We start from the raw sequence: 23559 nt of genomic DNA, 5'->3' as shown, positions 1-23559 counted from the left end.
AGAAAATTACGCTAGAACTAGGCAAAAATTTTTGTATCTAGTTGTTCTAAATAAAAAATTTTTAACGACGTTATAGTGCAATTTAATTCGTTAAATTGATCAAAGATTTATGCAGATTGGTATTAATGCCCACTCGTTACTCTAATGACCTACACCCTTGTCAGAATAAGTAAAAACCCACAAAGCATCTGCGTCCTGCTCACACTCCTTACCTATATCCGTAGAAAGTAAAGATTCAATCTTGCCTTGATGTAAGCCAAGTGACACGCTTGTTGGCATTCAAGTGGATACCGATCCTATTTAAATGCTGAAAAACGCATACGCTTTATAATAAATATCTATCTATCTAAAAGCATTAAAAATGGCTGGATTCATTGTTGATGAAGTTTGCGGTGGAAGGTGAGCTTTAATACTTACTGCCCACCCCAGAGGGGCAGTTAGCAATAAGTTGTCTACAATAAATGATTAGATATTGTTTTTGAAATTTCCAACATTGAAGACTTGCCAGTAAACTCAAACTTAACTTTACCAACAGCTGAAAAATATATCTCTAATTCAGAATCAAGGTCAAAAGTACCCGAGGTTTCAACCGAATAGGCTACAATATTTTTATAGGGTAAAGATGTAAAATCTTTTTTGCTTCCGGTAATACCTTGCACATTTACAGCGATGATTCTTTTATCTGTAAAAACCACTCCATCACGCATTGACTTGTATGAATCAATTATTTGCTCATCGTCTAAAAGTAAATCTTTTACTTTATCTGCGTAATCAGAATCCTGTTTAAGCTTAAAAAAACCTTTATTATCAAAATCTATCATTGAACATCCTTATATATCTAACGAGCCTGTAGATTAACTCGTTTTAAAGTTATCTTTATTGATAAACAAACCATAGCCGAGTTACTATTTTGGTTCAATCAGTTACTTCAATTTCACATGAAATATTAAAAGAATATGCGGAGGCTTTGTATCGAGACACGATCGTAAAAAAACGTCCAAGCCACGCTAGTAGCTTATGCAACATGCGCTTGTTAGTCGCTTTAGGCATTAAATCTTCCACTTTTTATGAGCCTCTGAATCATACCCAAACCCTGCTGCCATGAATAAATCCCTATAATCAGTATTAGCTAGCTTAACAGCAGATTCGAATTTCTTCATGTCTCCTGAACTTATTTTTAAAACGGATATCCAAATCCGCTCTAATAATTCAGCTTCCCAATCATTGCAACCAGAGATGCTTCTTGAGCAGTCATCCAAAAGGTTTTTTTCAACAATTTTTGTTTGATCAGATTTAAAAAGAAGACCAATAATCTTTTTAGTTCTATTACTTAAAACATCCATAATCGGCCACTGACGAGCCTGTAGATTAGCTCGTTTTATATTTATTGATGTCTCAACCATAGCCGAGTTCCTATTTTGGTTCAATCGGTTACTTCAATTTTACATGGAATATTAAAAGAGGATTCGGTGTTATTTTAATTGTCGTTTTGCAAGAGATTACAGATGTTTGAGTGACTTATTTGAGCGGGCGAAGACTTCCCCTTATTGATGCATCGCTCTTCTCGTGATTTATTAATTATAAGTTAAGCTTATCATTTTGTTTGATTGACAGTTTTAGTAGTAATCTAGGGGGCCCTCTAATTATTTCAATTTTAATAACGGCTAAAAACCATGTCTATTGAAGTACAAAACACAGCTACTTATCGCTAATTTACAGCGTACATTCAATGTAGGTTAATCGTTTATTGGTATTCTTGGTTCAAGTTTTTAACGTTCATTAAAGAGGTTATCTATGGCAAAAGAAAAAATAATACTCATAACCGGCGCTTCAAGTGGCATTGGTGAAGCAACCGCAAAAACACTTGTTAATAATGGTCATAAAGTAATACTTACCGCTAGACGCGAAGATAAGCTAACTGAGTTAGTAGAGTCGCTAGGCTCAAATAATGCACTGGGCGTAGTCGCAGATGCAACCGACTTTACTGCGCTTGAAAACGTAGTTACCAAAGGCATTGAAAAGTTTGGCCGATTAGACGTAGCCTTTGCTAACGCAGGTATGGGCGTTTCAACCGCAGGCACCGAAAAAGGTGACCCCGATGAGTGGTCAACTATGATTGATATAAACATTAAAGCCCTACTGTGGACTGCTAAATTAACACTGCCGCATTTACACCAAAATAAAGGTCACTTTATATTAACCAGCTCTGCCGCTGGCCGTAAGCCAATTGGTGGCTCTATTTATGGTGCAACTAAATGGTTTGCTTATGGCTTTGGACAAAACTTAGCTGAGGAAATGAGTGAGTGGAACGGCCGATGCACTACCATCGCCCCAGGCATGGTAAACACCCCATTTTTTGATGAAGCTAAACCCGATAAACTCGACCCACAAGATGTAGCCGACGCCGTACTGTTTGCTATTGAAGCAAACCAGCGCAACAGCGTACGAGAAATCTATTTAATGCCAACTAATTAAATGTAGCTTGGTCTATTTTGGGCTGTCAGGTTTAATGCCCATGGCGTTAAACCTGACGGTTGTTAATTTTAAATACCGGCTGGATAGAATAAAGGGAAAATATTCGACGTTGAAAAGCCTCTTGTTATGTACCAATTGACCTAAGATTAACTTCCTTATAATCAGATAATTCTTTTTCTATCTCTTCCTTTTTTATCTTAAGCTTTTTAGCTTCAACCTTTTTATACCACATGAAATATAATGTTTTTACAGGTTGAATATCATCATCGTCGATATTGCAGAGAGGAATTACTTTAAATGCCGTTTCGGCGAGTTCAATAAAAGCTTTAGCGTTAGTATGAAAAGCAATTTTTTCATCAGCAATTCCACTTAGAAAGTATAATGAATGAGCCTCCATCCCGTTCATAAACCTTGTAATAGTTTCATCAACAGCTTGTAGTTTATTCGCATCCTCTTCATCAACATTTTTACAATCAAGGGTAAACCCATCTTCTGTGTTTGTAAAAATGACGTCATCAAAATACGATATCTGTTCTTGTTTACAAAATTTATCAAGAGCCATTGATTCTTTAATTACAGTTTCTGAAAAATTACGACATTCAAGAACAGCAGCCTCTACGGCTGCTCTTTTTGATTGGGTTTTAAATATATTTTTACTCGTTTCCAATTGATTTTTGGCCAACGTAATTTGATCTTTAGCTAACTTTAATTGCCACAAGCCAAATCCAGCTAGGGGCATAATGATAACCCCACTAATAAAATAAAATATTTCTAACCAATCTCTAATATTTGTAAAAAGTGTTGGTGCTTCCATAAAATTAAATTTACTCCATAGTTTGATTCGGCACATAAAAGTTTATGTCTACGATATTTGCCGTTTTGCAAATAAACAAATGCCGCTCTTTTATACTAATTTTATCCTAACCATATAATATATATCTGTAAACAGATAGTTAGCTTCGACTTTCCTTTCCTAAATGCAGCAAAACCCCAAAATGGTGGAGATCAACAATGTCAGACAAATCGCTGTTTAGTTATACTTGTTGATTATTAATTAACAAATCATATTTGAATATCAGTATTTTAATCAATTACGCATCCCCCTATAACCCTTAACCTTGTAACTCATTATTATTTATACAAATCACAAACCACGCCTATTGAATACTCTGTATTTTTACTTCATATTAAATATTCTTATTTCTCACTTATTATGCTGTTATGTCATTTTTAAAATTTAGCCATGCACTTATTTTAACCCTTGCTAGTACCCTACCGCTTACAAGCCATGCTGCGCTTGATAAAAACGAGCGTGAAATAATAAAACAGGTCGATAAAAACATTTCCCAAGCACTTAAAGAAATAGAGCAAGCCGTAAATATTAATAGCGGTTCGCTTAATATTGAAGGTGTAAAAAAAATAGGCGCGCTGACAAGCGAGCAACTTAAGGCCATTGGTTTTAAAGTAGAATGGCTGGATGGCAGTGCGTTTAACCGCGCAGGGCATGTATTAGCTACCTTTGAGAGTAAAAACCCCGATGCAATAAAAATACTGATGATCGGCCATCTAGATACAGTATTTGCTAAACACGATGATTTTACTACCTACAAACTGCTTGATGCCGAAACAGCCAGTGGCCCAGGCGTTGCTGATATGAAAGGTGGCAACACTATAATAATTACCGCACTTAAAAGCTTGCAAGCCCTTAACTTACTCGAAAATGTAAGCATAAAAGTGTTACTGACTGGCGATGAAGAAAGCAGCGGTCGCCCGCTTAGCTTATCTAAACAAGCTATTGTTGATGCCGCAATTTGGGCTGACGTAGCGCTTGGCTATGAAAATGGCGATAACAATATAAAAACCGCTATGGCGGCGCGCCGTGGTTATACCGGCTGGACGCTAAACGTAACGGCCAATGCAGCGCATTCGTCGCAAATATTTAGCGAAAGCGTTGGTTATGGCGCTATTTACGAGGCATCACGCATTTTAAATGATTTTAGAGAGCAACTTGCCACGCAACCTAATTTAACGTTTAATCCTGGGCTTATTGTGGGCGGTACTAATGCCGACTACAACAGTTCTAATTCCTCAGCTACGGCGTTTGGTAAAAGTAATGTAATAGCACAAACCGTGCATGTAGCAGGTGATTTACGCGCACTTTCACCAAAACAATTAGAAAACGCAAAAAGATCAATGCAACTTATTGCTAGCAACAGTTTAAATGGCAGTAAAGCAGAGCTTATTTTTGAAGACGGTTACCCGCCAATGGCATTAACTGATGGCAATAAAAAGCTATTAGAATTATACAGCGACGCAAGCCACGATTTAGGTTTCAACAAAGTAATAGCCGCCAATCCACGCAATGCAGGTGCAGCTGATATTTCGTTTGCCGCAAACCATGTTGATATGGCACTAGATGGTTTAGGTTTAATGGGCAGCGGCGCGCATACCAAAAACGAAACAGCCGATTTAACCAGCCTTGATAAAAACATCAAAAAAACCGCATTACTTATATACCGTTTATCAGGCAGTAAGCCGTAACGCTTTACCTGTGCAATGCAATAAACTCCATTGCACATTTAGTTTTAATCTTTACAACAGCAAAACCTCTCTTTACACTACATTTCTAAAAATGTAGTGTAAAACATATTAGCTTTAATGTATTTAACTGCGTGAGCATAGAGGTAATGTATGACTGAACAAGTAATTATTATAGGCGCTGGCCAAGCTGGGCTTTCTACTGCTTACTACTTGCAAAGGCAAGGGATCACACCGCTTATTCTTGATGCTAATCAAAGTTATGGGGGCGCATGGCTAAATGCATGGGATAGCTTAAAGCTATTTTCTCCACGCCAATATAGCTCGCTTTCGGGTTATACCATGCCAAGTACCAGCGAAGAATACCCAACTAAAACCGATGTTATTAATTACTTTGGCCAGTACGAGCAGCGTTATAATTTTAATATTAAACGTCCCGTTACAGTATTAAATGTTGAACAACACGATAACCTATTTATTGTAAAAACCAATATGGGTGAATTCACTACAAAAGTGCTTATTTCTGCAACCGGTAATTTTTCAGGCCCCTTTATACCTAATTTTGAAGGCATTAATGACTTTAAAGGTATGCAGGTACATTCGAGCGAATACGCTAATAACTCAGCATTTGCGAGCTTAAATGTAGCTGTAGTGGGCAGTGGTAACTCTGGCTCACAAATTTTAGCCGAGGTGTCTAAGGTGGCTAATACTCACTGGTTTACTAACCGCCCGTTAGAGTTTTTAGATGATGAGCTAGATGGGCGCTACCTTTTTGAACTTTCTACCAAACAGTATCAGGCATCGTTACAAGGTAAAACCGTTGAACCAAGTGATGATTTTTCTAAAATCGTAATGGTTGATGCTGTTAAAGAGGCTCGTGAAAGAGACGTATTAACCAGAGAAGAAAACATAGTCAGCTTTGGCAAAAATACGATTAAAACAGCCAATAAAACTATACCTATTGATGCAGTAATTTGGTGTACAGGGTTTAAAGCGAACTTGGCACATTTAGCAGGCTTAAATTTAAGTACTGATTTGTCTGCTCTAACGAAGCAAACCCACAGCGTCGATTATGCCAGTTTATGGCTGGTAGGCTATGGCGAATGGACTGGTTTTGCATCAGCCACCATTCTTGGTGTACAAAAATATGCTAAACAAACAGCGACTCAAGTACACCAGTATCTACAAGGTGCTATTTAACTTTTATTAGTTAATAGGCTCTAACCGTTTGCCCGCTACTTGCAGCGCAAATTTACGCAATATTTTTAACTGCGGGCTTTCGGTTTGCCAATAGTGCCAGTACAAAGGCGTATCTATGTAATACTGTGGAAATAAATCAACCAACTCTTCTTTTATTAACGAATCTCCGAGCTGTAGTGTAGGTAATAACCCATAGCCTAAGCCTGCGGTCATGGTTTGTTTAAATCCCTCTGACGAAGGGTAAATATGGATGAATAGTGGGGTTGAGCCGTTAAGGTCGTTTAAAAATTGATGCTGTAATTTATCAAGGTCGCTCAGTAAATGAGCTAACAGCAAAAGGTCATTGATTTTATGCCGCTTTATAAATTCAGAGCTGGCAATGGCTTTATAGCGTATAGCGCCAAGTGGGCTAACAAGCCCGCCATTTACAGGCTCGGGGGATGAGCTAATACACACCATTACTTCGCCGTCTTTCATTCTTTTATGAGCGACTGATTGATCCTCGCAAATTACTTCAAACCTGAACTTGCAGGTTAGCTAGGTATCAAACACGGCGAGTGCTTCGGGCAGCCAGGTTGCAAGCGAATCCGCATTAGCAGCAAGCCTTACACTAAGTGGTGTATTTAAATCAGTATGCTCGTTAAGCGCCCCACATTAAGGGCTACTTCTAACTGTAATACTTGCTGTAAATGATTAAGTAAGCGCTTGCCTAGTGCTGTTGGCGACGGTGGCTGGGTTCTTATTAGTACGGGTTCACCTAGTTTAGCTTCCAGCTGATGAATACGTCGGCTAACCGCCGATTGCGTAATAAATAACTTTTTAGACGCCTCTTCAAATCCGCCTTCACCTATCACGGCGCTTAGCGCATTGAGTAACTGATAATCAATCATGAGTTTACGCATATAACAATAAATATATTCATTGGATTTGTAACAGAATACTCCCTACCCTGCAGGCATTGAATAACAGGTTTTATTTATTTGGATTTAAAGTATGTCGCTTTTGTCGGGTGTGATGTTAGGGCTGAGTTTAATTATTGCCATTGGGGCGCAAAAACATTTGGATTTTAAGCAAATGTATGGCGGGCGCTAACCGTTTTGTTTTAGCCGCAGTTTGTATAATTTGTGATGCCACTTTAATTATTGTAGGGGTATTTGCAGCTAGTGAGTTAAAGCTATGGCTGCTGGGGTTATTACCGTGGTTAACATGGGGCGGTATAGCTATGTCATACCAATTCCATTAAGTATGTGATCTAAATTTTACGCCGAAAAAATAATTCAGTTCTAGGCATAAATTGATGTAACTGGCTGTTCCCTTTGCGAAATTTACAACAAAGAAATGGGTTGTTTTAGCAAGTAAAATAGATCAGCTATTTATTAGAATTGGTATTACTTCACTTAGCATTTGGCTCTGCGCGCACTGCAATTAAAGGCACATCGGGGTTAAAAGTAACTCAGGTAATAAAAGTGAGCTAGTGGCAAACTGCCCTTGCGGCCTTTGCAATAAGTTTACTAAATCCACATGTTTATTTAGATACCGTATTACTGCTTGGCAGTATTGGCGCACTCTAACCAGAGCCTATGCACTTTGCCATTGACGCTTGTGTTGCCTCTGTTATTTGGTTTAGTAGCGTTTCAGTTGTATAACGTGCCTAGCCAATAAGTTAAAAAAAGCGGTAGCAATATGTGTTACCACCGCTGTTTAATTTTTTATTTGTTCGCCGTTTTTATTCGACTAAGACATTATTTTAAATAGTAGCTCTCTCACTGTTGCAGGCTCGAAAGGTTTATCGCAAATAGCATCAACGCCTGCCTGCGCTATATTCGCTAGGTGGGTATCGTTTGCTTCTGAGCTCACCATTAAAATAGGAATGTGCGAATAGGTGTTAGAACCTCTTACGGTTTCGGTCAGCTCTTTGCCATCCATTTCTGGCATATTATAATCGGTAACAATTAAGTCAAATGATTGTGAATTTAATTGCTCTATCGCTTGTTTACCATCTTCAGCTTCTACTGGTGCAGGGATCCCCATGCCAGCAAGTACACGAATAATATGCTTACGTGCAAAACGGCTGTCGTCAACAACCAGTACTCGCAATAAAGTTATATCAAAGTGCTCAAGCTCTACCTCTTCTTCGGTAATAATATCTAAAGTGGCTTTTAGCGCGCGTGTAATAGCCTCGGCGCTAAATGGCTTAGGTAAAATAGCGAGTACACCCGATTGTCTTAATTGTTCAAGATACTTTTTATTACGCTCGCTCGACACCAACATAAATGCTTGGTGTTCTGTACGTGGGGTAGATCTAATTTTCTGTAATAACGTGTCTGCAGTGCCATCAGCAAAATACATACTGCTAATAACTAAATCAGGTTGGTACTTTTCAAGCATTGTTAAAGCTTGAAGTTGTGTAGCCGCTGTTTCAACTTGTTTTACACCACATTGAGTTAGTGATTTTATTATAAGCTTTTGCTGCACATCTGAAGGCTCTACTAATAATATTGATAAATTGGCTATTGCGGTTAAATCACTCATTTATATCTCTTCAGTGTTATTGTATTTTATAAAGCGGTTGCTTTTATTCACTAATATTATAGAACAACTCTGTATTATTAAAGGAGAAAAATTTTACATCATTGTAATAAACTAATATCTAGAGCCTTAAGTACGCCTCAAGCGTTCATTTGTACTATTTTATAATATAAAGTAGCGTATAAAACACAGACTAATTGTTAATAAAGTACATCAAATTAGCCATACCAATTCCTTAATAAACTGGTCTATGATGAGGTAAAAAACCTGTGTGACAACAAGGCAAAATTTCATCATTTAGCCCCTAAAACAATCTTATTTTAATAAAATGGGTGTCTATAACCAGCGAGGAACAAGCTGCTTATACTTTTGATATGACTCTGTAAACGATTTTTCTAAATGTGCTTCTTCGACCATTATTTGCCTATACAATGCGGTTAACCCTACTAGCAAACAAACTAAACAAAATAAGCAAGGGAGCGCTAAAAAAAAGCCAATTTGTGCAGCTGCAACACCTAAGTACATTGGATTTCGAGAATACTCATAAAGCCCAGTCGTCTTAAGCTCTTTTGGTCCATTTGGATCAATTCCTGAGCGCCATAGTGATGCCATATCAAAATGTACAAACATACTTAATGCGAAACCTGCGCTTAGTAATACATTACCAAACATAACGCCAGGCCAACCATTTAGAGGGGTAAATAATAGTAAATAATCATCCAACTCTGGAATAAATACCCTAACAACACACACAAACCAAATGGCAGCTCTAAAAAACTTAAACGCCATATGGTTCCACCAACTAGAGCAAAATTGTTTACCTGGAAAAATGACACCAGAAGGTGTAGTTCGGTTTTTATAAATAATTCTGTATGTATAAAAAGCAGCTACAAATGTATAAAAAATAGCAAGATAAATACGTGTGAATTCAATGAGTGATGCGGAGTCATCTATAAAAAGTTGATAATTCATTCAGAACAGCCCAGTGCCTTAATTGCAATACTAAGATAATAAATTCATCTTAGTATTCATACCGTTAATTAACAAGTAAAGTAAGCGAGATGAACATAAATATGATGATCTATGAAGTTTATCAAGCGGCGCCCGCAGCGGAGGATAGTAAAAACCCCGTCACATTGCTGTAGCGGTTTTTTTTAAATTTTAAGTTGGGCGGCGAAAGGCACAGTGCAAATGATGCGCTATCATTGACTGTGGCTCGCCTTCGGGTTGTTTCAGTGCGAGTGTATATCATTCAAACCTTACTTTTCTGCAGACGTAAAAAAGCCCGAATCGTTAGATTCGGGCTCTCTACTGATCCAACCTACAATAACTAAACAGTGTTTGCGCGATAAGTGTGGGAATATTTGAAATTATACGGGAATAACCGAGACAGTATATTAAAAGGTATTTCAAATAGTGAAAGTGATAAAAGCGGCCTAAAAATTTGCGCCGCTTTTTTGTTGAAGAAAATTAAGTGTCGTTTTGATCGTCAAACAAGTCGCCTTGAACTTCAGCGCGTTTGAGTTTTACCATTGTTCGCACAACTTCATATATCCATTGAATTGAGCAATCATACTTTTTAGATAACTCATGATGATTGTTACCTCTAAAGTCATTCCAAATTTGGTTGCTTAAAATAATAGAATCAAGCGTTCGGCCTTTACATACATATACCAGTTCACCACCAAAAGTGTGCCTAATATTATCCACCACATTAACAGCTAAATCAAAAGCCGCTTGCTCCCCAATTGAGGGTTTTGTGCCTTCAGATACTAACTCTAATATAGTTAAAAGCATGCCGTCTGCTCGTTGAGTTGCGCTGTTCTCAGCCATTAGCTAACTCCTTTTGTTTAACCAAGCGCTGATACCATTTTTTAAGCTGCTCTATTAATAGTATAAGCACACTATCATCAAGCCACTCTAAACGTTCAACAGCTACGCCACGGTTAAAGCGCTTAGCTTGGTTTTTGCTCCAGGTTAAAAGTGCCTGCTCTGAGCCATCACGTAAATAACCACCATGCGCCATTTCAATCCACGTCTGACGCAGTTTATCTAACGGTGTTTTTTCGCCTGGTGCTCTATCGCGCGCGATAGGGCTATTACGGCCCTTACCTCGCTTTTTAGATACAGGCTTAAAACCTTTAGATTTCATGTGTTCAAGTACGCGATCTAATTCTGGAACAGTCATTTCTTTACAGCTGCTTTTGCTCGTCAGCGTCATTAAGATTGAGCGGTATAACTCGTCATCCCAAGTCAGCTGAGTTTTAGCAATATGTATCAATTGAATGTAACGAGATTTAGATAATCGCATTGCGCCCCCTAAAGTGACTTACTAACTAAAGGAATTTGCACCCATGCGCCCAAATCATTGCGCTCATAAAAACGTACATAGGTTTTTGTTGAGCTAAAAATAATGGCATCATCCAATGCTTTCATTGCATCAGCCCATTCATCTGAATCATGGCTAAAACGGTGCTTACTGCGCAAGTTCATGATCTTAGCTTTGCTATATTTACCATCGCTATCAGTCGCAAAGGTATCTTGAACTATCGCCTTTAAAAGCTTTGCTTCATCGCCCAGCAAATCAAGCTGCTCATTCACCACACCATCAATCAACTCTTTAGCTACAATGATCTCAGGCCCAAAGCTCATATCATCAGCAACGCCAAGCTTTACACACTTACGATTATCATAAGACGATAAAGTCACGTTGCCTTTCTTACCGCCTATTTCAACGTTATAACTCTTAGCCATTTCGGCAACAAAGTCATTAACGCGTGTAAAACAACGGCGCTTAAAATCATCATGCGCCGCGCTTAACTGCTTAGCCTCCTGCAACAAATCACCCACAAGCGTATGCTGAGCTTTATCGTTATCTGAAACCTTATCCATTGGCACTTTAAAGCCACGCGCATTTACTAAAAATTCTTGTTCCATAATCAACCTCTACTTAAACGTTTTTGTTGTGATTGCCCGTTTACTGGGCGATGAATTGATTGGCTCGTACCGCGTGCATAACCCTCACTTTTAGCGTCTTTGGTATTTGCCTTTTTTCCGCGCGTCATTGGCTTAGTAATGGTTAAACTGGGGTAATGTTTCGCAATGTAGGCAGCAACAAATCCGTTTTGTTTTTCAGTCAAAGCAAATTCTTCAACAACGTGATAAACCCCGTTTACCCAGCCTTCTGCATATCTATCGCCTCGTGCCACTTTCGTTGCGCGTTTACATTGCTTTGGCTGCGATTTAACATAAGTACTTCTATCAAGCTTTAACTTTACCCAAAGCACCTCATAGCAATAGGCCGCTAGCTCAGGCTGTGGCGTTATTCCAATAAAGGTGGCACTAGTTGGCGTGAACAAACCACGCTTCATAACAGCCTTAACACCAAACGCATGTTCAATTAGCACAAGTAATAAAGCGTGATAACTAACAATGCGCGTTCCCTCTATTGGGTGATCATGCTCACTCACACAGCTCAACCCAATATCAGCATCAGTCACCTGATATTTACGCATTAACCCCTGAGCCGCCCGCATTGCTGCGGCCGCCTCATGTTCATTGGTTGCGCTTTTGGCCAAAGCTAAACACTGCTTAATTTTATTTAAAATGCGCTTATCCATGGCGTTCAACCACCGCTTGCACTTGATGAAAACTATTGCCCTTGCACTTAGGGCATAGCCTTTCGCCAACACCTAAAGCCATATTGAAGGTTTCACCAACCCAACCACAGCCAACCTTTAAACACTGCATGCCGCTAGCTTGATTAATTGCCACCACTTCACGTTGACCAAATATGTGATCCCAGTTTTTAACTGGCGCATTAACTGCCTTAGCTAATAAAGTTTGCATAGCGCCATCATCAGCTAATATCACTTGGGCCTGTGCCTTAGAAACCGTTAAAGTCTTACTCACTTTGACCTGAGCCATACCCGTTAATTGAATTTGTACTTGTTCCATGCTCACACCTTATGAACCATTTTTTCTGTGATTTTCTGCTCACCAATATTGGCCGCCACATTCATCACTTTATTAACCCATGTATTAATATGAAGCGGAAAAGACCGATCCATATCTTCATCATCAAACGCCATCCCGTGCTTAATTTTTCCGTAGCACTTACCGCGAATAGCGCCCATTGCATCCTCTGTAAAAATGTCATCCGCGTTCACACCAATACGTTTAAATTTATGGCGAATATAAGCAGGAACATGCAAACCAAGCGGCTGCATTTTTATTTGGTTACAGCGCCAGGTAAACTCACGCACATTTTGCCCGCCTAACTTTTTGCTAAGCTCCGTTTGGCCAATTAATACAATGCCCATCACACGCCTAAAGCCATGGGTTAGCTCCCAAATACGCTTTAGTAGTTTGATTACATCAGCGCTTAAATCATGCGCTTCATCAATAATCATTAGGTGCAAATGGCCGTTATTAGCACTTTCAATGAGTGCCTCTTCAACCGCTGCATCACGTTCCTCAGCACTTGGGCGGTGCTTAATCTGTAATGCTCTACAAATTGCGCTACTAATAGACTCCGCTGTGATCTTACGACGATCTAAACGTGCAGGTTGTATTAAAATAACCTCGGGGTTTTCTTGTTGAACGCGATGCGTAAAAGCACGGCGAATAATGGTTTTACCACTGCCACATTCACCAATAAGCGCCGTCATACTTCCTGCACTCGCAGCGCTTAGCATTTCTTCTAAAATCAAACGATGGTTATCAACTAAAAACACATCGTCTTCACAGGTGATCTCATTTTCAAATGGGTCATGGCGTAATTTAAAAAAGCGTTTTGCATGCATACTTAACATTTCAGGCTCCGGGTCTTCATAGTCAGGTTTATCAATAATGGGCGCTTGCTGCTCACACCAACCCCACAACTTATTTAGCTGCTTTGAGCTTGCGCCCTGGTGGTGTAAATACACCTCTATGTGTGTTTGAATAGCCGCCTTATCACAGGTTTTAGGCCATTCGCCTTGCCGCTTAACACGGCTTAAACTTGCTGTACTAAAGGTTATGCCTTTATGTCTCAGCGCTTTTACTACTTGTGCTTGCTTAACTCCGAGCTGCTCAAACACCTGGCTAAGCTTTGTTATTTTCGCCACTTATTACCTCGCAATTTTTAGCACTGGCGCATGGCTTACACCCCGGTGCAGTTCCTCCACAATGTCATTCACTTGAGTGTCAACAACATCACCTAAACCCGCTATGTAATCTAACTCCATAGGCCGTAAGTTCCGGCCCAGACGATTAGCCAGCAAAATACGTAAATCCAAACTTTCTAAAACATTCCCCTTACGTTTAGCGGCATCAGTTACTTGCGCCGTGATCGCAGAATCAGGCGTGATCACTTCTCCTTGAGGCGCTAGGTGGGTTTCATGTTTAATATCTTTTAAATGACTGTGTGCGTTTAAAGCACCATTAAAAGGAGCGGCTTTAGTTTTCTTAGCACGCTTAATTTCACTCTCGGTGGCATCTTCACCAAACGCTAATTTGTCTGCGGCTTTACCACTGGCTTGAGCTGCGGTATCACTATGGCGTGCTATCTTTTCGCCAATCACAGGGGCATCCAACCTAAAGCCACTTTCATCAGTGTTCACAGGTTCTACTTGATGATAAATAGCCTCGTTAAATTCATTGCTCACACCCACTAAAATGGCATGGCAATCATTCACAATTACAGGGCCAACCGTTACTTTCATGCCGTTGCGAATATTTGCTAAATCGCTTAAATCATATTCAATGCTTTTCTTCGCTACAGGGTGGCGGTAACTAATCGTTAAATCTCCCGCAACCTTGCGGGTTTCATCTTGTTTAGTGAGTAATAAACGGCATATTTGTAAATCAGGTAACGCGCGTAAAAATTGGCGGTTCTCTGCTTTATAAATATGTTTCCATACATCAAGGCGTGGCTGTTTATGGCGGTGATGGCGGCAATTCATGCCTGGCACAACATTGGCGTTAAATGCTTCTTGCCATGCCCATGCAGCGGCATTTAACTCAGCCACACTGTCTACAGGCTCAAACAAAATACGGCTTTCAAACTGGGTTTCTACAATGTCATTGGCTTTTTCAACAGCACCTTTTGCACGCGGGTTGCCAGCTTCATGAGGAATATTTTTAACGTTCAGCGCTTTTAAAACATTCTTAATTGCTTTGGCACCATTCGCGCTGCCTTTATCCCACATCAACACTTGTGGTACACCATGAATTGGGCTGCTGTCGTGCTGTTGCCAGCACCACATTAAAAATTCAAACATATTCGCTTGGGTTTCGCCCGCCGCTTCAAAGTAAAATAAGCGTATAGCGCCGCTATAGTGATCAACCAATACATAGCGCCAAACCCTAAAGTTTTTAACCTTCTCAAGGTTGTCAGGTTTATTGGCGTAAAAGTCCGCATCATTCATAAAAGTTTGACGTTTACCTGGCTTACCCGGTGGGTAATACAACAAGCAATAACTAGGGTCAGTTTGATGAACATGATTAGGCCCAAGACTACGTAATTGCACATGCGGCGTAGCGCGGTCTAAATCATTTACTGACGCATTACGCTGGGCAAGTACGCGGCATATCTGGCTGTGGCTTAAACATTCATAACCATTGGCAATTAGCATGCTACGTGCAGTGGTTACGTTCATAACGCGCTTACCATTTTCACGTACACCTTGGTTTAAAATAGCCACCAACATATTCACAGTGTCGTCTGTAAGTGCAGTTGTTCCTGCATCACTACGGCGTTGTTTACCTGAACTAAACCCCGCTTTTTTAAGTGCTCGGTAAAACGCATCTTTACTTAAACCTAATGCATTACATGCTTGCTCGCGTATTTGGCTTTTTTTACCGTGGCCTGCGCTTTGTAATTGCTCGCCCCAGTATTCAATGGTTAAGCTACTCATAGTTGCTGTGTTCATAGATCCCCCGCGTTATCAAAACCCAGTTCAGCTAAAAACTCGCCCGATGGTTTAGCGCTCGCCTGAAAATGTCCCCAATGGTTTTCTATGGTGTTCCAGCTCAAAGCCACCTGTTCAACAAGCAACTTGTTGTCAGCGTAAAACGCAGCAATACAGGCATCTTTTGCACGGTCATCCATATCAACAAATTGCAATTGCTCGTGCAGGCTCATAACTTGATTTAATGATTCATGCATTTGGTTATGCACTTTGTGTAGGCTGGTAAAAAAGTCGCGAACCTCGTTTTGCCATTTATTAGGGCTAAACTTTTTCTGGTGTAGTTGCTCTTTAATGTTTTGCATTTCTACCGCGTTTTTACTCGACAATTCGCGGTTTGCTCTTAGCATTGCATCACTGGCGTGCAGCTCTTCTTTAAGAGTGACAGTTTCTTTTTTATGCTTGGCTTTTAGCTCTTCAATTAAATCTTTAACCGCTTCTTTGTCGCCCACTTCAACCGCTTCAGACTCAATAACAAGCGCCTGTTCATCATTTGAAAGTTGACGCAAAGCACGCAAATCACGGTAGCCCAGTTTCATTTGCTGGGCTTGTTCAAAAAATTCTTCTCCAAATCGGTGAAGGTTATTCAATTTTTCATCTACATGCTGTTGGCTACTACCTAAAATCGATTTGCAGCACTCCCCCCAATTACTGACCGTCAGTAACTTTCCATCAGAGTCGGTGTACGTTAAACCCTTGTATGCTTTAGATTCCTTTATTTCATTAAGGATCTTTAATTCACTGACCGTCAGTAATTTTGCAGCAAAGTTAAATGCTTGTGCTTGGCCAAGCTTTAACAGCACATCTTGCTTAGATGCTAAAATGTCTTTGCCTTGCACAATCGCTTTTTCTTGTGCAGGGGTTATATCAACTAATTCATTTTTTGCCATGGTGTTCTACCTCAACACGTTATAGTTATTGGCTTCGGTTTGCAGCTGGCGCAGCGCCGTTCTAAAGTTGTTCTCAACGGTATTGCTGATCTGCACTAAGCTTTTATGTAAGCGCCAACGTTTAGCATTGCTGGGTAAGCGCTCAGCAAATCCGCCATGTTCTAAATTAGTTAGAATACGGGTAACATCAGCACCGCTAGTATTTAATGCTTGGGCTAATTTGCCAGGCTCTACACCATCAATTTCATGGCCTGCCATAAGCTCAATTGTTTTTAAAACGCGCTGCACCTGAGCGCTTAAATACTTTTCGCTCATGCTGTTTGCGCCTCTGCAACAGCGTCCATTTCATCAACACAGTGCGGGCAAACTGGCGACAACGTTGTGCCATCAGTAACTACCTTGCGCCAGCCAACAAAATTAGCCGCATATAGCCACTCACTAGGGGCCATAGATTTAGATGATTGCTCACTTTTACGGCAGCATGCACACGCTATTTTGGGTAACTTTTCATCGTTTTGTTGAAAATCAGAGTGATCTAGGTCTTTGAGTTGCATGATTGTCATCCTTAATTAATGGGTATCGTGATCGGCAGTAAGATCAAAACAAGTTTGCGGTTCGTCAAGCTTTTCAGCTTCGAGCTTTTGGTAGGCTAGTTGCTGCATTAGCAATACAATTTGCTCGGCAACATACTGTGCGTTGCCTGCGCCTTCTTCTAATTGCATCACCATGCCAATAACTTGGTTAGCAAATAAATTTAAGTGCGTCAGGTTGCTATTGCTTGGCTTTTTACCTTTAGGCATATCAACAATTAACTTGTCTAGGCTATGGGCCATGTACATCAGCGGGTATTCACGGCCAGTGGCAGCCATGTAAGGAATAAGTAAACTGGCTGGCATATCTCCACTACCTAAATGCTTATAGAGCATGTCGGTACTAATACCGGTTCTATCCGCTATACGCGGGACGCTCATTTGCCGAGTAGCTTGTGCGTGCTCTTTACATAGCTGTAATGCTTCAGGCAGGCTACGAGCAACTATTCGCCCCCACTGACGACGCTTTGGCTTAGTCATGTAATGATCCTTTTGGCAAGGTCAAAAGTGCCAACAATGCATTCCAAAAATAAACACTTTTTGGAACTTCCAATACATAGGTTAATTTCACTAAGCTCTTAGCAACCAAATCACTAAGGCTTAAATTATGAATACTCAAATTACTTACTTTAACCAAAGCCAATTTAGCAACGTGCTTTGCTGGCTTGGTATTAACAGCTTGCCCATCGTTAAGCCCAGAGCGCGTGTAACCGCCTATCAATTGCGTAAGCTGCTGCTTAGCTTGTGTAATAAAACTCGCGCTAAGCGCATTGCCACGGTGCAAACCTTGGCTGCTTGTAAGTGCCCGGTGCTGGCTTTGATTGTGTGGCGTTGTCATGAAAATAAACATCGTGTTCATTGTCATACTCCCGTTTTATCCGTTACTGAATTAGTTATGCGCTGGCTATTAAGCCCAGCAATAATTACCACTCAAGAGGCTAATAACTGTTTAAGCTCTTCAACGCCTTGCTGGCGCAGTGCCCCCTTTAAAAGCTTGGGGCGAGAGTACGATTCAACATCAGGGAAAATTTCTTTTACGGGTTTATCAATGAGTTTAGAAATGGCATCAGCAACGCGGCGAGATTGAGTGTGGCCACAAACCACACCCGATACAGTGGCAAGATTTACGCCCAAAGCATCAGCAAGCATAGACAAGCTGTAACCTTTGAGCTTAATAGCTTGTTTTATTTCTTGTGCTTTCATAGTACATTACCTTTTTGTAATTAATCCTTTTATGTAGTTTTGGCGAACGGAGCATAAAAGGGTTTAGTTAAGATTCGAGTTGAGTATAGGGTTCACATTTGCACCCTGTCAATATAAAAAGATAAATATATGAAACCTTTTTTATTACAAGAAAGAGAAAGGCTTAACCTAAAACAAAAAGATGTCTTTGAGTCTGTGGGTGTAAGTAAGGTTACTTACTACCGCTGGGAGTCTGGTTCTCCAATCCCATCAGACAAATTAGCAGAGCTTGGAAAGATCGGATTTGATATACACTTTGTAGTAACAGGTGAATACTCAAAAGGTTTAAATAATGAAACCTTTGAATATCAAGTCTCAAAAAAGAAGCAACTAGTGAAGACGCCTAACGCTGATTTTCTGCCTGCTAATCTATTTTATGTGCCGGTTGTTGATGTAGAAGCGTCCGCTGGCCACGGCGCTATTGTTATTAGTGAAGAATATACTGATAAGAGCATGGTGTTTGATTGCCAATGGTTATCTAAACGCAATTTAAATAAGAGCCATTTGGTGGTTATAACGGCCAAGGGTGACAGCATGCACCCAACCATTATTAGCGGCGAGTCGCTAGTGGTTGATACATCACCGTTAGATAACTTTGTAGATGGCATTTATGTAATAGACTTAGACAGTCACCTATTGGTAAAACGACTACAGAGGCAATTTACAGGCGGTATTAAAATACTGTCAGACAACCCAGCTTACGAGGCTCAACTCGTACCACAAGAAAGCTTAGATCAACTACACATAGTTGGCCGAGTTGTGTGGATGGGGAAAGATTTATAATATTTTTTAATAATTAGAGAACAATCATGAGTGATAATAAAAACACAAACGGAAAAAACACTGGTAACCAACAACCTAATCGTGGCAAGCAACAGGATAACTCTATACAAAAACCTGTTCCGCCAGGTAATAAATCTGATGGATTGGAATCATTTTCAATCACGCAACATTTCAGCACACCGCCACGCCCAGGTGGAAATAAACCCACAAAATAAACAGAGAACAAGGATGTATACTGATGTCTAAAAATAAAGATAAAAAAGAAAAATCACCTGTTATCGTTAAAGTATCCCCAGACGAGACTTACGTAGAAAATAATAAGAAACCTTTATCAGACAAGTGTATTTTTACTATAGACTCGGATGAAAATGCAAGCCCCGAAGACTATAATGCAAGCTCTGAAGACTATGATGCATTGAGTGAAAACTATTATGCATGCAGTGAAGACTATGATGCATGCAGTGATGACTATTATTCAAGCTGTGAAGGTAGCAAGAAAAAGGAAACGATTATTACAACCAATTTCGCCACCCCACCACGTCCAAAAAAGTAAGGACTAATTATGGATAATGCACCAGATTTAGCACCAGATGATGATAGCGGTTTAGATCGACATTGGAATGTTACCTATAATATAGGATTGGGCATTCGCTACCATATGATGAGGCAACAATTCTTTGGTAAATGGCATAGAATAACCGCTGCTCTTTCACTCGCATTCTCAACGTCAGCAGTAGCTACTTTAGCTAACGATGCCAAAATTGGCGCTATTTTTGCCGGAATTGTAGCTGTGCTTCAAGCTTTAGATTTAGTTATTGAAACTAGAAAAAATTCCGAATTACATAACGAATTAAGACAAGAATATATAAGACTGGAAAGTGAAATGTTCATCCATAGCGATACTCTAACCAAAGAAGAGTACGCAAGTTTTATGTCTAAACTGAAAGCGATTGAATTAAAAGAGCCTCCTATTATGTACACGCTTTTAGAGCTATGTAGGTATGATGTCAACAATGTTCATAACCTTGAAAATAATAAAAAAATGAGCTTTTTCAAAAAACTTACAGCTAATTTTATTCGTGAAGCTTGAAATATCAACCTATACTCACCCATCTACTTTTGATGTTATTGAGGTAGTTGTTTAATAGCATTGAGCTAAGGTTCTGATTACATATTTTTTAACTAATTTATTTGCATAAAAAGAACATAAACATTCGGAAGTTACACAAAGGAGATTTATATGACTCAATTTTTTGGTGAACACATGATTAGTAAATTAATTGAAGGGGATCATGAACCTGCATTAACCATAGCAATGGCCAACGGATTAAAAGAAAAACTTGAAAGTGGATATGAAGAAGTATTGACAAAGTTTGACCAAGAATATGCTGACCATGTATTCAACAAACAATATACTGTACGAGCTTTGAAAAATTGTATTGGATATTGTAATAAAACAAACGATTTGACACCGGAAGATTTCATAATAAATTGTGAATATGCCCAAAACTACCTTAAAAAAGCTAATATTGAATATGCTAAACTAGAACTATAAGTATGCAGACTTACACATTTGACCATGTATTCCATGGTCAATTTTTAAATAAGAATACCGCGAATAAGTTTGTACAAGAAATATGGGAAGCCCGTTACCTATCTCAAGGAAGAATAAAAAAGAATGTAGACTTAATTGATTCAATTACTACAAATCAAGATTACAAAAATTTATTTCAAAACGCTACAAACCTTGAACTCCCATGTATAAGGTACTATCTAAAAAACTACGAAAGCTTAACTAGCAATCAAGTAATAAAAATACAAAATGAGATAAATCAGCATGGTCAGCTTTTGTCTATTGGACAAGTTTTATTTCGTGGTGGTAGCGGTAGTGATAAATTTATCTCTACAACACTAGATCCTGACATTGCTATGTATCATGCAATAAAAAATACTGAGCATGACTCAGATAAAAACGCCTTTTTTGATATTTTTATTTTGAAGACGGAAGGTATAAAATTTCTATTCCACGGTGAAATCGACTTTGAGCATGAACTGGAATTATTAATAAGCAATTATTCCTTCGGAAAAGAATTGTTTGCTATAAAAAATATACCAAATATAACTGTAAGGTTAATCGAGCTAATTTTTAATCCAGTTTAAAATTCACTCCTCCTAAAACTTGGCACTCTGGCGCAAACCTTAACGGGATTGCAGGAGTGCCAAGTGCGTTTAACCCTAACCCCATTACCCAATTTAAGCTGTTTTAATCAGCGCCCGGAAGTACAAGCCGCACTTGCGCCGTACTCGCTCAAGTTTGCACATTGCATATTGCCCATTCTTTATTTAGAAGGTGGCCTCCGTGCTGATGGCGGCTTAAATGACGTAGCAAGTGATCGTGGTGGCTTAACTAAATACGGTATTAGCCAACGCGCATACCCCACGATAGATATAAAAAACCTTACCATTGCCCACGCTATCCGACTTTACCACCGTGATTACTGGCGTGCCATGTACTGCGAGCAACTTGATAATGGCGTTGATTTACTTACTTTAGACGGCGCTATAAACCATGGCAGCTTTGCCATGAGCCAAATACTGCAACGTGCAAGCGGTGCAAAAGCTGATGGCCGCATTGGCCCTAACACCTTAAAGGCTGTAAGCAGCTGCGCCCCACAAAGTTTAGTTGCCCGCCTTAGCGTAAACCGTGGCCGTAAATACGCCCGCATTTGTACCAATGATGCCAGCCAAAAACCCAACCTTGAAGGCTGGTTTAACCGCCTAGCCCACATAAGCGAATACGCCTTTGCTGAGCTTTGGGGGCAACATGGGTAAAAACTGGGAATGGTCATTAAAAAAAGGTAAAGAGCAGCGCATCAAATTGGAGGTTGATGCACGGATGCACGGCCTGCCTTTTAACCCTAACAATATCCCCTTGCATAGCCATTGCGGCACTATGCAAAGCCACTTTAGCAAAGGCTGGCGCGCTGTTAGCGCGATAGACATTGAGCTTAGAGTTAATGGCAATCGCGATTATCAACATGCCCGCCAACAGCTGCATAAACGCTTTGGAGGCCAGCATGGCTAATTGGTTTAACTTAGTCGCCCCAGTTACCAAGCTAGTTGATGACCTATTCACGAGTGACGAAGAGCGCCAAATTGTTACCAACGAACTCAAACGCATTGAGAACACCGCACAAAGTAAGGTGCTTGAACTTGAGGGCAAAGTTGTTGAGCTACAAGGCCAAGTGCTCGCCGCCCAATCACAAATAATTACCGCTGAGGCTAATGGCGAAAGTTGGCTACAGCGTAACTGGCGGCCCATTACCATGCTGACTTTTTTGATTTTGATCTGCCTTGATTCCTTTGGCGTGCTGGCGTTTCGCTTATCTGAGCAAGCATGGGATTTACTGCAATTAGGTATTGGCGGTTATGTGATTGGCCGCACCGTTGAGAAAGCCGCACCGGGCGTTAAACACGCTTTAAATAACGTTATCGAAAAAGTAAGGAAACCACGTTGAGTAAATTAGACGATGCGCAAAAAATTGAGCAGCACCTGTTAGATGCCGCGCTATCACTACACCACGAACAAGCCAACAAACCAGGGGCAGCATTTGAGCACTGCCAAGAGTGCGGCATTGAAATACCCGCAGCGCGGCGTAAAGCGGTTAAAAACTGTAGTACCTGTGTTGAGTGTCAATCTCTCATTGAATCACTCAATGAAAAACAACAGCATTACAGGGCTTAGCATGGACTTTATTTTAGAGTGGTACAAAGCCTTTTTAACCGTAGGTGTTGCAATAGTTGGGGCCGCTGCATTGGCTTGGCTGCGTAGTACCTTTGTGACTAAAAAAGCACATGACGATGTATCTAAAGTGTTAGAAAGTCGTTTAAGCGCGGTAGAGAAAACCATTGAAGACTTGCCCAACTCAGACGACCTACACGAACTAGATAAACGCTTGATTGAAGTCAGCGGCAAAATCGATGGGCTAAACCCACAGCTTACCGACCTAAAACGCTTAACCGATCTACTAATGGAAAACGAACTAAGAGGAACCCGCAATGGCGATTAATCAAATTATTGCTGAACATTCGCGCCTGTGCATTTTGCGGGCGTTGAACGAGCAACCTGGCTACGATTTAAACGACAGTATTATTTGCGATATTTTAAAATCGTACTCGTTCAAGTGTGGTCGCGATGAGCTACACACTCACCTCAGCTGGCTTGAACGCAACGGCTACGTAACGATTGAAAAAATAGGCCAAAGCTCCACATGGGTTAGCACCATTACACCCAGTGGCATTGATGTAGCTGAAGGCACAATTATTGTACCAGGCATTAAACGCCCAAGCCCTCGGGGGTAA

At 40.1% G+C, this 23559-nt stretch carries 36 protein-coding genes; 16 read left to right on the top strand and 20 right to left on the bottom strand.

Annotation, left to right across the window (positions count from 1 at the left end; genetic code table 11):
* Positions 1-452 precede the first annotated feature (452 nt).
* Together H5119_RS13900 and H5119_RS13895 are read right to left on the bottom strand one after the other, a co-directional pair.
* Entirely contained in the window at positions 453-821 is a 369-nt protein-coding gene (locus H5119_RS13900; RefSeq protein ID WP_077535528.1) for a PH domain-containing protein, read from the bottom strand.
* Between the two features lie 228 nt (positions 822-1049).
* Entirely contained in the window at positions 1050-1403 is a 354-nt protein-coding gene (locus H5119_RS13895; RefSeq protein ID WP_182702665.1) for a hypothetical protein, read from the bottom strand.
* A 391-nt stretch (positions 1404-1794) separates the two neighbouring features.
* On the opposite strand from H5119_RS13895, the gene H5119_RS13890 reads away from it, so the two are divergent.
* Positions 1795-2475, top strand: a complete 681-nt coding sequence (locus H5119_RS13890) for an SDR family oxidoreductase (RefSeq protein ID WP_182702664.1) — start codon at positions 1795-1797, stop codon at positions 2473-2475.
* Positions 2476-2599: 124 nt separating this feature from the next.
* Here the strand turns inward: H5119_RS13890 and H5119_RS13885 are convergent, their stop codons facing one another.
* Complete coding sequence (locus H5119_RS13885) at positions 2600-3289, bottom strand: hypothetical protein (protein WP_182702663.1); 690 nt, start codon at positions 3287-3289, stop codon at positions 2600-2602.
* A gap of 407 nt (positions 3290-3696) precedes the next feature.
* Between H5119_RS13885 and H5119_RS13880 the strand changes: the two genes are divergently transcribed.
* Complete coding sequence (locus tag H5119_RS13880) at positions 3697-5016, top strand: M20/M25/M40 family metallo-hydrolase (RefSeq protein ID WP_182702662.1); 1320 nt, start codon at positions 3697-3699, stop codon at positions 5014-5016.
* Between the two features lie 150 nt (positions 5017-5166).
* Positions 5167-6213 (top strand): ArsO family NAD(P)H-dependent flavin-containing monooxygenase, encoded by a 1047-nt coding sequence (locus H5119_RS13875; protein WP_182702661.1) that lies wholly within the window; start codon positions 5167-5169, stop codon positions 6211-6213.
* A 6-nt stretch (positions 6214-6219) separates the two neighbouring features.
* Here the strand turns inward: H5119_RS13875 and H5119_RS20525 are convergent, their stop codons facing one another.
* Positions 6220-6690: a hypothetical protein gene (locus H5119_RS20525; RefSeq protein ID WP_259399041.1), complete on the bottom strand. Its 471-nt coding sequence runs from the start codon at positions 6688-6690 to the stop codon at positions 6220-6222.
* A 146-nt stretch (positions 6691-6836) separates the two neighbouring features.
* Complete coding sequence (locus tag H5119_RS20520) at positions 6837-7103, bottom strand: LysR family transcriptional regulator (protein ID WP_259399040.1); 267 nt, start codon at positions 7101-7103, stop codon at positions 6837-6839.
* Between the two features lie 188 nt (positions 7104-7291).
* Between H5119_RS20520 and H5119_RS20515 the strand changes: the two genes are divergently transcribed.
* Positions 7292-7456, top strand: coding sequence for a hypothetical protein (locus H5119_RS20515; protein ID WP_259399039.1), 165 nt, complete (start codon positions 7292-7294; stop codon positions 7454-7456).
* A 491-nt stretch (positions 7457-7947) separates the two neighbouring features.
* Here H5119_RS20515 and H5119_RS13860 read toward each other — a convergent pair whose 3' ends face one another.
* From H5119_RS13860 to H5119_RS13790, 15 genes are all read right to left on the bottom strand, one after another.
* On the bottom strand, positions 7948-8745 hold the full coding sequence (locus H5119_RS13860; RefSeq protein ID WP_077535524.1) for a response regulator: 798 nt from the start codon (positions 8743-8745) through the stop codon (positions 7948-7950).
* A gap of 333 nt (positions 8746-9078) precedes the next feature.
* Entirely contained in the window at positions 9079-9714 is a 636-nt protein-coding gene (locus H5119_RS13855) for an isoprenylcysteine carboxylmethyltransferase family protein (RefSeq protein ID WP_182702660.1), read from the bottom strand.
* A gap of 498 nt (positions 9715-10212) precedes the next feature.
* On the bottom strand, positions 10213-10575 hold the full coding sequence (locus H5119_RS13850; RefSeq protein ID WP_182702659.1) for a Mor transcription activator family protein: 363 nt from the start codon (positions 10573-10575) through the stop codon (positions 10213-10215).
* A complete protein-coding gene (locus H5119_RS13845) occupies positions 10568-11053 on the bottom strand; it encodes a gp16 family protein (RefSeq protein WP_182702658.1) in 486 nt (161 codons plus the stop codon). Before H5119_RS13845 ends, H5119_RS13850 begins: the two co-directional genes overlap by 8 nt.
* 8 nt (positions 11054-11061) lie before the next feature.
* On the bottom strand, positions 11062-11679 hold the full coding sequence (locus H5119_RS13840) for a DUF3164 family protein (RefSeq protein WP_138555779.1): 618 nt from the start codon (positions 11677-11679) through the stop codon (positions 11062-11064).
* Between the two features lie 2 nt (positions 11680-11681).
* The gene (locus H5119_RS13835) at positions 11682-12362 is read right to left on the bottom strand and encodes a DUF2786 domain-containing protein (RefSeq protein WP_182702657.1); all 681 of its coding nucleotides are present in this window, start codon (positions 12360-12362) and stop codon (positions 11682-11684) included.
* The gene (locus H5119_RS13830) at positions 12355-12699 is read right to left on the bottom strand and encodes a hypothetical protein (RefSeq protein WP_182702656.1); all 345 of its coding nucleotides are present in this window, start codon (positions 12697-12699) and stop codon (positions 12355-12357) included. Before H5119_RS13830 ends, H5119_RS13835 begins: the two co-directional genes overlap by 8 nt.
* Before the next feature lie 2 nt (positions 12700-12701).
* A complete protein-coding gene (locus H5119_RS20700) occupies positions 12702-13850 on the bottom strand; it encodes an AAA family ATPase (protein WP_182702655.1) in 1149 nt (382 codons plus the stop codon).
* Positions 13851-13853: 3 nt separating this feature from the next.
* Positions 13854-15656, bottom strand: coding sequence for a hypothetical protein (locus H5119_RS13820; protein ID WP_259399627.1), 1803 nt, complete (start codon positions 15654-15656; stop codon positions 13854-13856).
* Positions 15653-16582 carry a hypothetical protein gene (locus tag H5119_RS13815; RefSeq protein WP_182702654.1) on the bottom strand — a complete coding sequence of 310 codons (930 nt, stop codon included), beginning with the start codon at positions 16580-16582 and terminating at the stop codon, positions 15653-15655. Before H5119_RS13815 ends, H5119_RS13820 begins: the two co-directional genes overlap by 4 nt.
* A 6-nt stretch (positions 16583-16588) precedes the next feature.
* On the bottom strand, positions 16589-16897 hold the full coding sequence (locus H5119_RS13810) for a hypothetical protein (RefSeq protein ID WP_182702653.1): 309 nt from the start codon (positions 16895-16897) through the stop codon (positions 16589-16591).
* The gene (locus H5119_RS13805) at positions 16894-17136 is read right to left on the bottom strand and encodes a hypothetical protein (protein WP_182702652.1); all 243 of its coding nucleotides are present in this window, start codon (positions 17134-17136) and stop codon (positions 16894-16896) included. The genes H5119_RS13810 and H5119_RS13805 overlap by 4 nt, the downstream gene beginning before the upstream one ends.
* A 15-nt stretch (positions 17137-17151) precedes the next feature.
* Positions 17152-17652, bottom strand: a complete 501-nt coding sequence (locus H5119_RS13800; RefSeq protein WP_149613282.1) for a hypothetical protein — start codon at positions 17650-17652, stop codon at positions 17152-17154.
* The gene (locus tag H5119_RS13795) at positions 17645-18031 is read right to left on the bottom strand and encodes a hypothetical protein (protein WP_182702651.1); all 387 of its coding nucleotides are present in this window, start codon (positions 18029-18031) and stop codon (positions 17645-17647) included. Before H5119_RS13795 ends, H5119_RS13800 begins: the two co-directional genes overlap by 8 nt.
* Before the next feature lie 71 nt (positions 18032-18102).
* The gene (locus tag H5119_RS13790; protein ID WP_135476753.1) at positions 18103-18375 is read right to left on the bottom strand and encodes a helix-turn-helix transcriptional regulator; all 273 of its coding nucleotides are present in this window, start codon (positions 18373-18375) and stop codon (positions 18103-18105) included.
* Positions 18376-18504: 129 nt separating this feature from the next.
* Between H5119_RS13790 and H5119_RS13785 the strand changes: the two genes are divergently transcribed.
* The 12 genes from H5119_RS13785 to H5119_RS13730 all read left to right on the top strand — a co-directional run bounded on the left by H5119_RS13785 (position 18505) and on the right by H5119_RS13730 (position 23559).
* Positions 18505-19197: a S24 family peptidase gene (locus tag H5119_RS13785; RefSeq protein WP_182702650.1), complete on the top strand. Its 693-nt coding sequence runs from the start codon at positions 18505-18507 to the stop codon at positions 19195-19197.
* A gap of 26 nt (positions 19198-19223) precedes the next feature.
* Positions 19224-19412, top strand: a complete 189-nt coding sequence (locus tag H5119_RS13780; protein WP_182702649.1) for a hypothetical protein — start codon at positions 19224-19226, stop codon at positions 19410-19412.
* Positions 19413-19435: 23 nt separating this feature from the next.
* Complete coding sequence (locus H5119_RS13775; RefSeq protein ID WP_182702648.1) at positions 19436-19750, top strand: hypothetical protein; 315 nt, start codon at positions 19436-19438, stop codon at positions 19748-19750.
* A gap of 9 nt (positions 19751-19759) precedes the next feature.
* Entirely contained in the window at positions 19760-20287 is a 528-nt protein-coding gene (locus H5119_RS13770; RefSeq protein WP_182702647.1) for a hypothetical protein, read from the top strand.
* 150 nt (positions 20288-20437) lie between these two features.
* The gene (locus H5119_RS13765) at positions 20438-20752 is read left to right on the top strand and encodes a hypothetical protein (RefSeq protein ID WP_182702646.1); all 315 of its coding nucleotides are present in this window, start codon (positions 20438-20440) and stop codon (positions 20750-20752) included.
* 2 nt (positions 20753-20754) lie between these two features.
* Complete coding sequence (locus H5119_RS13760; protein WP_182702645.1) at positions 20755-21357, top strand: hypothetical protein; 603 nt, start codon at positions 20755-20757, stop codon at positions 21355-21357.
* A 63-nt stretch (positions 21358-21420) separates the two neighbouring features.
* Positions 21421-22029, top strand: coding sequence for a glycoside hydrolase family 108 protein (locus H5119_RS13755; RefSeq protein ID WP_182702644.1), 609 nt, complete (start codon positions 21421-21423; stop codon positions 22027-22029).
* Positions 22022-22282, top strand: coding sequence for a hypothetical protein (locus H5119_RS13750; RefSeq protein ID WP_182702643.1), 261 nt, complete (start codon positions 22022-22024; stop codon positions 22280-22282). The genes H5119_RS13755 and H5119_RS13750 overlap by 8 nt, the downstream gene beginning before the upstream one ends.
* Positions 22275-22715: a 3TM-type holin gene (locus H5119_RS13745; protein WP_182702642.1), complete on the top strand. Its 441-nt coding sequence runs from the start codon at positions 22275-22277 to the stop codon at positions 22713-22715. Before H5119_RS13750 ends, H5119_RS13745 begins: the two co-directional genes overlap by 8 nt.
* Positions 22712-22942, top strand: coding sequence for a TraR/DksA family transcriptional regulator (locus H5119_RS13740; protein WP_182702641.1), 231 nt, complete (start codon positions 22712-22714; stop codon positions 22940-22942). The genes H5119_RS13745 and H5119_RS13740 overlap by 4 nt, the downstream gene beginning before the upstream one ends.
* Entirely contained in the window at positions 22914-23267 is a 354-nt protein-coding gene (locus H5119_RS13735) for a DUF2730 domain-containing protein (RefSeq protein ID WP_259398999.1), read from the top strand. Before H5119_RS13740 ends, H5119_RS13735 begins: the two co-directional genes overlap by 29 nt.
* Positions 23257-23559, top strand: a complete 303-nt coding sequence (locus H5119_RS13730; RefSeq protein ID WP_182702640.1) for a hypothetical protein — start codon at positions 23257-23259, stop codon at positions 23557-23559. The genes H5119_RS13735 and H5119_RS13730 overlap by 11 nt, the downstream gene beginning before the upstream one ends.

Origin of the sequence: Pseudoalteromonas sp. SG45-5 (genome assembly GCF_014164085.1) — a bacterium.
GTDB lineage: Bacteria > Pseudomonadota > Gammaproteobacteria > Enterobacterales > Alteromonadaceae > Pseudoalteromonas > Pseudoalteromonas aliena.
This window is presented reverse-complemented; position numbering and strand designations above follow the sequence as displayed.